General features: G+C 51.7%; 11 protein-coding genes and 2 tRNA genes. 5 read left to right on the plus strand and 8 right to left on the minus strand.

Annotated features, from left to right (window positions below; genetic code table 11):
• Window positions 1-39: 39 nt before the first annotated feature.
• Window positions 40-789, minus strand: coding sequence for a phosphoribosylglycinamide formyltransferase (purN, locus tag V8L70_RS09040; RefSeq protein WP_101145439.1), 750 nt, complete (start codon window positions 787-789; stop codon window positions 40-42).
• Window positions 786-1,853 carry a phosphoribosylformylglycinamidine cyclo-ligase gene (purM, locus tag V8L70_RS09045; RefSeq protein WP_101145438.1) on the minus strand — a complete coding sequence of 356 codons (1,068 nt, stop codon included), beginning with the start codon at window positions 1,851-1,853 and terminating at the stop codon, window positions 786-788. The genes purN and purM overlap by 4 nt, the downstream gene beginning before the upstream one ends.
• A 225-nt stretch (window positions 1,854-2,078) precedes the next feature.
• Between purM and V8L70_RS09050 the strand changes: the two genes are divergently transcribed.
• Window positions 2,079-3,224 carry an AI-2E family transporter gene (locus tag V8L70_RS09050; RefSeq protein WP_035557450.1) on the plus strand — a complete coding sequence of 382 codons (1,146 nt, stop codon included), beginning with the start codon at window positions 2,079-2,081 and terminating at the stop codon, window positions 3,222-3,224.
• Entirely contained in the window at window positions 3,221-3,928 is a 708-nt protein-coding gene (hda, locus tag V8L70_RS09055; protein ID WP_101145437.1) for a DnaA regulatory inactivator Hda, read from the plus strand. Before V8L70_RS09050 ends, hda begins: the two co-directional genes overlap by 4 nt.
• A 141-nt stretch (window positions 3,929-4,069) precedes the next feature.
• Here the strand turns inward: hda and V8L70_RS09060 are convergent, their stop codons facing one another.
• Window positions 4,070-4,444, minus strand: coding sequence for a phasin family protein (locus V8L70_RS09060; RefSeq protein ID WP_101145436.1), 375 nt, complete (start codon window positions 4,442-4,444; stop codon window positions 4,070-4,072).
• Between the two features lie 234 nt (window positions 4,445-4,678).
• On the opposite strand from V8L70_RS09060, the gene V8L70_RS09065 reads away from it, so the two are divergent.
• Entirely contained in the window at window positions 4,679-6,055 is a 1,377-nt protein-coding gene (locus V8L70_RS09065; RefSeq protein WP_101145435.1) for a class II fumarate hydratase, read from the plus strand.
• A gap of 20 nt (window positions 6,056-6,075) precedes the next feature.
• Here V8L70_RS09065 and V8L70_RS09070 read toward each other — a convergent pair whose 3' ends face one another.
• A complete protein-coding gene (locus V8L70_RS09070) occupies window positions 6,076-7,146 on the minus strand; it encodes an endonuclease/exonuclease/phosphatase family protein (RefSeq protein WP_101145434.1) in 1,071 nt (356 codons plus the stop codon).
• Between the two features lie 216 nt (window positions 7,147-7,362).
• Here V8L70_RS09070 and V8L70_RS09075 point away from each other — a divergent pair.
• Window positions 7,363-7,439: transfer RNA gene (locus tag V8L70_RS09075), tRNA-Val, on the plus strand.
• A 23-nt stretch (window positions 7,440-7,462) separates the two neighbouring features.
• Window positions 7,463-7,539: transfer RNA gene (locus V8L70_RS09080), tRNA-Val, on the plus strand.
• Window positions 7,540-7,614: 75 nt separating this feature from the next.
• Here the strand turns inward: V8L70_RS09080 and V8L70_RS09085 are convergent.
• The 4 genes from V8L70_RS09085 to V8L70_RS09100 form a co-directional block, all read right to left on the minus strand.
• Window positions 7,615-8,094, minus strand: coding sequence for a GAF domain-containing protein (locus V8L70_RS09085; RefSeq protein ID WP_101145433.1), 480 nt, complete (start codon window positions 8,092-8,094; stop codon window positions 7,615-7,617).
• Between the two features lie 101 nt (window positions 8,095-8,195).
• Entirely contained in the window at window positions 8,196-8,987 is a 792-nt protein-coding gene (locus V8L70_RS09090; RefSeq protein WP_008956223.1) for a MetQ/NlpA family ABC transporter substrate-binding protein, read from the minus strand.
• 103 nt (window positions 8,988-9,090) lie between these two features.
• Window positions 9,091-9,744 (minus strand): methionine ABC transporter permease, encoded by a 654-nt coding sequence (locus V8L70_RS09095; protein ID WP_008956224.1) that lies wholly within the window; start codon window positions 9,742-9,744, stop codon window positions 9,091-9,093.
• The gene (locus V8L70_RS09100) at window positions 9,725-10,783 is read right to left on the minus strand and encodes a methionine ABC transporter ATP-binding protein (protein ID WP_035557469.1); all 1,059 of its coding nucleotides are present in this window, start codon (window positions 10,781-10,783) and stop codon (window positions 9,725-9,727) included. The genes V8L70_RS09095 and V8L70_RS09100 overlap by 20 nt, the downstream gene beginning before the upstream one ends.
• Window positions 10,784-11,168 lie beyond the last annotated feature (385 nt).

Consider the following 11,168-nt stretch of genomic DNA (forward strand, 5'->3'; position numbering starts at 1 on the left):
GCGCTTTTTGCTGCTTGCTGTGACGATATCAGTCTAGCCTTACGACTCTTCGTCAAACTCCTCATCAAGCTCTTCAGCCGCATCGGCGTGGGAGAGGCGCATCCCGTGTTCTGGTAGTAGGTGGCCATCCATTTTGGCACCTTCTGGACTGAACTGGAGCCTGCCTTCTAAAAACCACTGCACGGCAATGGGATAAAGCAGGTGCTCGCGAGAGCGCACCTTCTCTTGCAGTGTTTCCACCGTATCGTCAGCGCTGACCTGAAGCTCGGCCTGGAGTACTACGGGGCCCCCGTCCAGCTCTTCGGTGACGAAATGAACGCTACAACCATGACTTGTAACGCCGTCTGCCAGGGCGCGGGCATGGGTGTTTAAGCCTTGGTAAGAAGGGAGCAACGAAGGATGAATGTTTAGCATACGGCCCAAAAAGCGTTGTACAAAGCGAGGTGTCAATATACGCATGAAGCCCGCCAGAACGATAAGGTCCGGCTCATGGCGCTCAATGACCTTGATCAGGGCGCCGTCGTAGGCTTCACGGCTATCATATTCGCGATGGGGCAGTGCCACCGCTTCAATACCTGCTTCGTGGGCACGTTTTAAACCATAGGCATCAGCGATATTGGAGATGACGGCAACAATTTCGCCACCTCCTAAACGGTCGTGGGATTGGGCATCAATTAACGCCTGCAGGTTGCTGCCATTGCCTGAAACCAGCACCACGATGCGACGCGCGCCTAGTGGGTCTGGGACCACATCTCTAATGGTATCGCTTTGATAATCCGTATTGGTCATGCCGAGAGGTTCTCCAAAATAACGGCTTCCTCTTGGCGCTCAACGATCTGTCCTAGGCGGTAAACAGTTTCGCCTTCGGCTTCCAAGTGAGCTGTTGCCTGCTCAGCTTGCTGTTGGGAGACCACGACAACCATGCCAATACCGCAATTAAGCACACGATGCATTTCGGTTTCATTGACATTGCCCTGGGCCTGGAGCCAATCGAACACGGCAGGGCGCTCCCAGCTGGCAATATCAATATGCGCCGCGAGATTATCAGGCAGTACGCGGGGAATATTTTCAAGCAGCCCGCCACCGGTAATATGCGATAGGGCATGTACCGCAATATCGCTGCCGCGCATTAAAGAGAGCAGAGATTTTACATAGATGCGAGTAGGCGCCATTAGCGCATCACCGAGAGACTTGCCGTCAATGTCTGTGTCTAGCGAAGCGTTGCTGACGTCGAGTATTTTACGAATCAGCGAGTAACCGTTGGAGTGAGGTCCTGATGATGCCAGCCCCAGAATCACGTCGCCTTCGGCCACTTTACTACCATCTAAGATGTCTGCTTTTTCAACAACACCGACGCAAAAGCCAGCTAAATCGTAATCGCTGCCTTTGTACATGCCCGGCATTTCCGCGGTTTCGCCGCCTACTAGAGCGCATCCAGCCAGCTCGCAGCCAGCACCAATACCGGTGACAACATCAGCGGCAATATCCACATCGAGCTTGCCCGTGGCATAGTAGTCAAGAAACAGTAGCGGTTCGGCACCCGCCACGATCAAATCGTTGACACACATAGCGACTAAATCAATACCAATCGTGTCGTGTTTGCCAAGATCCATCGCTAGGCGCAGTTTCGTGCCGACGCCATCGGTTCCCGAGACTAAAACGGGTTGCCGATAGCCTGCTGGAATTTCACATAGCGCGCCAAAACCACCCAGCCCGCCCATGACTTCTGGGCGTGTGGTGCGTTTGGCAACGTGTTTGATGCGGTCAACCAGGGCATTACCGGCATCAATATCGACGCCTGCGTCCTTATAGCTGAGGGAAGGAGTAGCCGAAGAAGAGGAGGTCTCGGTCATGACAGATCCTGTGAAGCAATTAGCGGTGCTGGTAGTGCTGGCGACAAAGCCAGTGCTGGGCTTAACTTGAGCGGATTGTAACACTCAGCGGCTCAGGTCGCACCGCTGTGACACATGATGAAAAGCATACGAGCAGCTTTTGTTCATATGCGGCATAGTAGTGGTAAGTAAAAATAGTAGTGTTTAATGAAAATGTTGGTTTAAAGCCACGTTTGAGAGGGAACTATGCGGAATTCTTGGTGGGGTGTCCTGTTTTTAGTGGTGATCGGCGGTTTGATTTATTTGTTAGATGCAGTACTGATGCCTTTTATTGCTGGGATGATTCTCGCTTATCTAGCCGATCCGTTAGCAAACCAGTTCCAGCGTTGGGGGATGAACCGCCCATTAGCAGTCAGTAGTGTGTTTTTGGTGTTACTCCTCATTCTAGTGGTGAGTTTGCTCATATTGATTCCGCTGATTGTCCAGCAGCTTAAACAATTGGGAGAGGCCATCCCGAGTATCTTCAACTGGGTGGAAAATATCCTTGCCCCACAGGTGCAGGAGTGGACTGGCTACGATGTGACGGCGGAATTAACCAATGTCCGCGAAACACTCGCTGAAAACTGGCGGGATGCCGGTGGCTATTTAGCCCAGGCCTTAGGCCAAATTGGCCGCTCAGGGATGGCATTCGTTTCTTGGATTACCTATGTGGCCTTGATCCCTGTCGTTACTTTCTATTTGCTTTTGGACTGGAACCGTTTGCTCGATAATATTGCCAATTTGATTCCGCGTCAGTGGGCAGATGATACCTTTCGCTTAGCGCGCCGCTGCGATGAAGTGCTTTCATCATTTTTGCGCGGGCAGTTGCTCGTTATGCTGTGTTTAGGAATTATTTATTCGGTAGGTTTGACGTTGATGGGCCTAAATTTTGGCCTACTCATCGGCTTTGTGTCGGGGCTAGTAAGCATCGTGCCGTTTTTGGGCTTTATCGTTGGGTTAGTAATCGCTCTAGTTGTCGCGCTTTTCCAGTATGCTACTTGGTGGGCCTTGGTCGGCGTCATTTTGGTGTTCAGTATCGGCCAAGTGGCTGAGAGTGTGATTCTACAGCCTAAGTTACTAGGTGATAAAATTGGCCTGCATCCGGTCGCCGTCATATTTGCGGTGCTGGCGGGGGGGAATCTATTTGGACTGACAGGGGTGTTGTTAGCACTGCCCGTCGCGGCGGTCATTCTAGTGCTACTTAAAGAGGTTAAGGTTCGTTACCAACATAGTGAGTTGTACGACGATAAAAACATCGACAAAGAGTCAACGATAATTGAATCCAGTTCTTCATATCATGATGAGTTAGGTCGTGATAAGCAGGGTCGTAACGATTTTGGGGAATCACCATGAGCCGAATACCGGCACAGCTTCCACTGGGGATCGGGCTGCGGGATGACACTACTTTCGATAACTATTATGCGTCGCGGGCAAACGCACCGCTGGTTGAGCATATTACCCAGCAGTTAACCCCCACGGGAGAGCAGTTTCTTTATCTCTGGGGTGCTCCTGGTGTTGGCCGTAGTCATTTGCTTCAAGCCGCCTGTCACGCCGCATCGGATGCTGACAAGCGCACGCTTTATTTGCCACTAAGTGATTTAGGCCATTTTCCGCCATTAATGCTGGAAGATATCGAGCGCCTGGACCTTGTCGCCATTGATGACCTGGAGTGTGTGATTGGTCGTAAACGTTGGGAAGAGGCGCTATTTCACGCCTTTAATCGGCTGCGTGATGCAGGTAAAAAGCTGGTGATTACGGCAAGCGCCTCCCCACGCCAATTAAATGTGGTGCTGCCCGATTTGGCTTCGCGCTTGACTTGGGGAGTGACTTTTCACGTACATCCTTTAGAGGATGATGAAGAGCGCTTGGCAGCTTTAAAACTGCGCGCCAGCGTGAGAGGAATGCAGCTACCCGATGACGTCGGGCGCTATATTTTGCATCGTGGCCCGCGCGAGCTGGGCGAGCTTTGCCGCGCGGTGGAAACGCTGGATAAAGCGTCTTTATCGGCCAAGCGAAAACTAACCATTCCGTTTGTGAAATCTGCACTTAATTGGTGAAATGAGATAGTTGGTGAAAATGAGATGGTTGGTGACGCGAGAGATTGGTGAAACGTAGATGAAAATTGATGGCGCAGTAACTAAAACGCCACCGCTGGCAAGGCCAGCGGTGGCGTTATCGATTACTTAAACCTTGTTGGTTTAGGCAGTTTTCGTCATTTTGCTAGCAGCAGTTTGCGCCTGCTTGACGTTATCTTCAGTGATTTTCTGGCTTTTCTGGATAAAGTCCTGCTGTAGCGATACCACTTTATCGGCATCGCCTTTAGCGCGCTCGGCTAAGTCTTTAGCAACTTTCTGCTGACTTTCCATGTAGCTACGCAGGCCTTCAGCATCCTTGACATCCATCATCTGGCGCATCTGTGCAACGCCTGTGTCGAAATAGGCTTTGCTGGCATCCATTTGAGCATTGACCATTTTTTCGCTGTAATCAATGCTCAATGCCATATAGGCGCGTACCGGTGCCATAAACATATTGTCGAACTGCTGAGTCATTTCGTTAGTATTTAAAGTGCGCATCGTCATACCCTCCAGGGTTCAGTCTTGCCAAAAGCAGCTATCCTGAGGTTGGCGCTGCTTATTAATGAATTAGCTTTTTAAGCTATCTTGCGGTGCAGCATAGCAAGTCTGTTTGTGCAGTGCAACATTTTCGTTTAATGCTTTGTAATAGCGGTGGTTAACACCCATAACGAACGATACAGCGACGCTGTGCTCAAAGCCTGAGCAGCCCGCATTTTCAAAGGAGGACGAGCAATGGCAACACGTATGGAACGCGACAGCATGGGTGAGTTAGCAGTGCCGGAGGATGCGCTTTACGGTGCGCAGACGCAGCGGGCGATTAATAACTTTCCTGTTTCTCATTCGCCCATGCCCCCGGCCTTTATCCACGCGGTCGCCCGTATCAAACTAGCGGCCGCGCGCGCCAACCAAACGTTAGGAGGGCTTGATAGCGCACGTGGCGAAGCTATCCAAAAAGCGGCTCGTGACGTATTAACCGGCAAGTATGATCAGCATTTCCCCATTGATGTTTTTCAAACCGGTTCAGGTACTTCCACCAATATGAACGTCAACGAGGTGTTGGCGACCTTAGCAAGCCGTGAAGGCGTTGAGGTAACCCCGAACGATCACGTTAATATGGGGCAATCAAGTAATGATGTGATTCCGACGGCGATCCATCTTTCGGCGGCCATTGCCGTTCACGAATCGCTGCGCCCAGCCCTCGTTCATCTGCGCGATACGATTGATCAGCGCGCGAGCGAACTAAGCCATGTGGTAAAAACCGGCCGTACGCATCTTATGGACGCTATGCCGCTGCGTATGGATCAAGAGCTGGGCGCCTGGTCGAGCCAGATTAATCAGGCCATTGAGCGTTTTGACAGCGCAATGAAGCGACTCTGCAGATTAGCGCAAGGCGGAACCGCTGTGGGTACCGGTGTTAACGCGCCAACCGGTTTTGCTGAGCAGGTTGCTCAAGAGCTGAGTGAACAGACCGGGTTAATGTTCACACCCAATGACAGCTTTTTTGCCAGCCTCTCGTCACAAGATGCGGCGGTAGAGCTCTCAGGGCAATTGAAAGGGCTCGCTTGCGTGATCATGAAAATTGCCAATGATTTGCGCTGGATGAACTCTGGCCCATTGGCAGGGTTGGGGGAAATTGAACTTGAGGCATTGCAGCCCGGTAGCTCCATTATGCCAGGCAAAGTGAATCCGGTGATTCCAGAATCAGCCGCTCAGGCTGCCGCGCAAGTAATCGGTTTAGACACCGCCATTACGGTTGCCGGACAAAGCGGTAACTTTCAATTGAACGTGATGTTGCCGCTGGTGGCTTCCAATCTACTGACCTCCATTAGCCTGATGAGCAATACCGCCCGACTGCTGGCAGATCGAGCGATTGCTACCTTTAAAGTGCGCGAGGAGAATGTAAAAGGTCCGCTAGCGAAGAACCCTATTTTGGTAACGGCATTAAATGGCGTGATTGGTTATAACGCTGCCGCGGCAATTGCTAAAGAGGCTTATCAAGGCGGGAGGGCGATTATTGATGTCGCTGAGGAGAGGACCGACCTGGATCGCGAAACGTTAGAGCGGTTGCTAGACCCGGCCGTGCTTACCCAGGGAGGCATCCCTGAGTAAGCAATTCATATAGCCAGCGATCAGGTCTCTTGTTTTTCCGTTTTACCTTCTTGGATGGTTTCGCTGGCTTCACTTCGCTCTTCCGTACTGGCCTCTGGGGTTTCTGCTTCATTTTTGCGCGAAGGGCGATAGCAAAACGTTGCCAACATAGGAAAATGATCAGAACCGAAGTATTTAAGCCGCTGCATGCCCACCAGCGTGAAGTGTTCGGTCACAAAAATATGGTCCAGTGGCCAGCGCAATATCGGGTATTTGGCGTGGAAGGTGCTGAACAACCCGCGCCCGCGGCGTGGGTCGAGCATGCCGCCAATACGGCAAAAAAGGCGTGTGGTGCGTGACCATGCCACATCGTTTAGATCTCCAGCGACGAGTGTCGGTTGGGGGTCTTCATGAATACGTTTGCCTACCAACAACAGCTCTGCATCGCGCCAAAGGGATTTTTCACTCTCGCTAGGTGCTGGCGGGCGAGGGTGCAGGGCAAATAGGCGAATAGAGTCACCGTTAGCCAGCGTTACTCTGGTATGAATAGACGGGATGTCATCTTGAATCAGCCATTCAACGGAGGTGTCGGTAAGCTCAAGATGAGAATAGAGGTGCATGCCATAAAGATTGTCTAGCGGGATTTTAACGCTATTGGGCCATTGCTCAGCTAACGCGGGATCCAATTGGTCTTGCCACCATTGGTCAGACTCTAGCGTTAATACGATGTCAGGCTGGTGCTGTTTGATCATATCGATTAACGGTTGAACTTGCCGATTAGGCGTCAGCACGTTAGCAATCAGCAGGGTAATGGTTTTATCTTCGTCGTTACTTTTTGCTGTTTTAACCTGTATAGGCCATAGGCGAGTAAAAGGCATAATGTAGTAGCCTTGGATCAGAAAAGTGATGCCTGACGCAAGTAGTGCTACCCATTGCCATGGGCCAGCCTCGACCAGTATTGCCGTTGCAATGAAGGTGACTAACGCTAGGCTAATAATCTGTAGGCGTGGAAACTCAAAACTGCGAACCCACCACCAATGTAATTCTATGCGCGCCATCAGTGTCGCTATTAATAACACGATGGCTATGCTTCCTAGCAAAATACCCAGCATGGTCTATCACCCTTAATGAATATCAAGAATATTAAAATACCCAGCCTAGCGGTATAAGGATTATAAAGATAGAAATGCGCTATAAATGACGATCTATATCCCGTTGAGCGGCTCAGGGTGCATTCGCTCGTGGTGTAAAATAGCTTGCAATTCAGTGATGAAAGCGTAAAATACGCATCCGTTGCTTAGCTAGCGCCATCTGTTTCAGCGCGCAATAGGACCATAGCTCAGTTGGTTAGAGCGCCACGTTGACATCGTGGAGGTCGGCGGTTCAAATCCGCCTGGTCCTACCATTCGCTAGCCAGCCCCAATTTCTAGGACCATAGCTCAGTTGGTTAGAGCGCCACGTTGACATCGTGGAGGTCGGCGGTTCAAATCCGCCTGGTCCTACCAGCTGTTATCAAAACACCCCGGCATTTATTGCTCGGGGTGTTTTCGTATGGGCGTTGTTAGCGTTTTATGAAGCCGCTAGCGTTCAATTAAGTCGGGAAGCTCTGTCTGACGTATAAAAGTGGCGACTAGGGCTTCAATGCCTGCTTGGTCTTGTGAGGTAAAGCGCGCATGGAGAGGGCTGTCCAGATCAAGAACCCCCCAAAGGGTGCCGTTGACTACAATGGGCACTACCAACTCGGAGCGTGAGTTGGCGTCGCAGGCAATATGGTCAGCCACCGCATGCACATCGTCGACTCGCTGAGTGATTTGCTGGCGTGCAGCGGCACCGCATACGCCTTTGCTGAATGGGATCGGGTGGCAGGCAGGCTGCCCTTGGAACGGGCCCAGGCCCAAGACGTCAGGCTGGCGCTGGAGATAAAAGCCGACCCAGTTAAGGTCGCTAAGCTGCTGCTGAATAAAAGCACACGTTTGGGCGCTGTTGGTGAGCCAGTCGCGCGTATCAAGCAGCGCTTCGAGCTGGCGATTAAGAAGTGGGTAGTCAACGCTGTTTTGCATGAAGCCTCTCTTGCTACTAACGCAACAGGCCGGCACTTTTTGCATAGGAGATACCTATGCGTGCCGGCCTGATGTCATCTATTGATTACTAATTCGCGGTTTTACTCGGTCCAGCCAGGTACCGCAGCACCTTTAAATAGCTCTTCCGCTTTTTCAATCACTTCATCACGCTGATAGGCGTCGACCAGTTGGCGAATCTCTTCGCGCTCTTCGTCACCGCCACGTACGGCGATCAAGTTAACATACGGAGATTCAGGGCCTTCTTTAATCAAGGCGTCATCCAGGCTCAGGCCAGCAGGCTGCGCGAAGGTATTATTGATGAACGCCATATCGACATCAGGCAGTACGCGAGGAAGCTGGGCCGCCTCAATTTCGCGGAAACGGAAGTCACGGGGGTTTTCAGCGATATCAATAGGTGTTGATTCCAGAAACTCTGGGTCGTTAAGGGTGATCAGCCCTTCGTTGTGCATCAGGATCAACGCGCGGCCCTCATTAGAAGGATCGTTGGGCAGCGCGATTTGCGCACCGTCAGGTAGATCGTCGATGCTGTCGTATTTTTCTGAGTAAGCGCCGATTGGGTAAACGAAGGTATAACCCGCAATTGCCAGGTCATAGCCGCGATCTTCTACCATCGACTGCAAGTAGGGCTCGTGCTGGTAGGCGTTGGCATCCAGGCTGCCGTCGGCCAGAGCAGCATTGGGCGTGACGTAATCAGTGAACTCAATGATTTCGACATCCAGATCATACTCTTCTTTGGCAATGCGCGCTGCCACTTCCATTACTTCCGTTTCAGGGCCGGCAACGGTACCCATCTTGATGCTGCGCGTTTCAGCGTTAGCGACGTTAACCGCAAGGGCTAAGGCGGTAAGACTACCAATAATGAGTTTTTGCATGAGGTCTCTCCAGTAACGTTGTACGTAATGGTTCAATGATGCGGTAATAAGAAGCAGTTGTCTAATGCGTTTTGGTTATATTGGATTATTCCGTTGGGCGCTTTTATTTACGATCACTCTTGCGCACCAAGTAGTCACCCAGGCTTTGGAAGCCTTGCACCATAACAACCAGAATCACTACCGTAATCAGCATGATGGTGGGGTTGAAGCGGTTGTAGCCGTAGCGAATGCCCAAGTCGCCTAGGCCGCCGCCGCCGACGGCACCCGCCATGGCGGAGTAACTGACCAGCGTGACGGCGGTAATCGTTAAGCCAGTCATGATTCCGCCACGGGCTTCTGGGATCAGTACTTTGCAAATGATCTGCCACGGCGTTGCCCCCATGGCTTGGGCGGCTTCAATTAATCCTGGCGAAATCTCATTCAGCGCTGCTTCTACCAGCCGAGCAACAAACGGAATGGCAGCAATAGTAAGCGGCACTGACGCGGCGTTAATACCAATTGAGGTACCTACCAACATGCGCGTAAAAGGGATGATGGCCACCATCAAAATAATGAACGGAATAGAGCGGCCAATGTTGGTAATAATGCTCAGCAATTGATTGAGCACCGGCTTCGCCAATATTTGGCGTGGGCGAGTGACATACAGCATCACGCCAAGCGGTAGGCCCACTAGGGTAGAAATAAGCCCTGAGACGGCCACCATATAAAGGGTATCCAGCGTGGCCTGTAAAATAAGATCAATCATTGCGCTGGACATGGCCGAGTACCTCTACCTGTAGTTGATGAGATTCAAGATAGGTCATGGCTTGCTGAGTTTGCGTCGGCGTGCCCAGCAGCTCAGCGATCATCAGGCCCAGTGTGCGTTCCTGGATCGACTCTACCTTGGCTTGCAAAATGCTGACATCGACCCCGCACTCGCGAGCCAGGCGTGAAATCAGCGGTGTGGAAACCGCGTCGCCAGAAAACGTTAGGCGTACCACCGGATGTGTATTATCGCCAGGGGTATCAACGAGTCTTTCTATCAGCTCTTTAGGCGGCGTTAGCTGAAGAAAGTCATTGAGAAACTCACGGCCAAGCTGGGTGCGAGGGGCGGTGAAGAAGTCGCCGACTTCGGAATCCTCCACCAATTCGCCGTCTGAAATCAGGCTGACGCGGTGGCAGATCGATTTCACCACTTCCATCTCGTGGGTGATCAGTAGAATGGTGATCCCCAGTTGATGATTAATGTCACGCAGCAGTTCTAATATAGAGCTGGTGGTCTGTGGATCTAACGCGGAGGTGGCCTCATCGCACAGTAATACCTGCGGCTTGCTGGCCAGTGCCCGAGCAATCGCGACGCGCTGTTTCTGGCCGCCTGAAAGCTGGGCGGGATACTGATCCGCTTTATCTGCCAGGCCAACCATTTCCAGCAGTGGAATAACACGTTCGCGAACGGTATGACGTTTTTGTCCCATCAGCTCAAGCGGTAGGGCAACATTATCGAAGACCGAGCGCGTGGTTAGCAGATTGAAGTGCTGAAAAATCATACCGATGCGGTGACGTGCCTGGTTAAGGGCTGCGTTACTCAGGCTCGTCATTTCCTGGCCATCCACTGTCACGGTGCCACTAGTGGGGCGCTCTAGCAGATTAACGCAGCGAATTAGTGTCGATTTCCCCGCGCCAGACAGGCCAATGACGCCGTGAATGGTGCCTTTGGGCACGATGAGGTTGGCTTCTTTAAGCGCATGGATGGCATTGGAGCCGTTGCCTTTGTTGTTGCTGAAATAGGTTTTACTGACGTTGCTAAGTTCAATCATAGCGTCTGCCTTAACGGTAGGCCGAAGACGGAGTGCGGGGTGCAAGCATTGGGCGGGTCAGTATAGGGCGGGCCTGCAGCGAATGAGAAACAAAAAAGGCCACCCTAATGGGCGGCCATCAACGCTGGACACACCCTTTTAGCTGCACTTCACCGAGTTAGAAACTTGGTGGACGCCCGCAATCTGGGTACAAATCGGCGTCATTACATTTGCGGCAAAAGCTTAGAGATAGGTAGGTGTTTTGTCAATTATAGCCGTCTGATTGAGTTAAGCTCAAGTCTGGTGTATGGGAGGAGGTAGGAAGGGTGGCGTATCCTGTTGATTGATCACGACCAAGATCTCAACCAACACGAGTGGATACGCCATGACCGATTCTACCCTCCGG

It is taken from the genome of Vreelandella arctica (assembly GCF_037070215.1).
Lineage (GTDB): Bacteria > Pseudomonadota > Gammaproteobacteria > Pseudomonadales > Halomonadaceae > Vreelandella > Vreelandella arctica.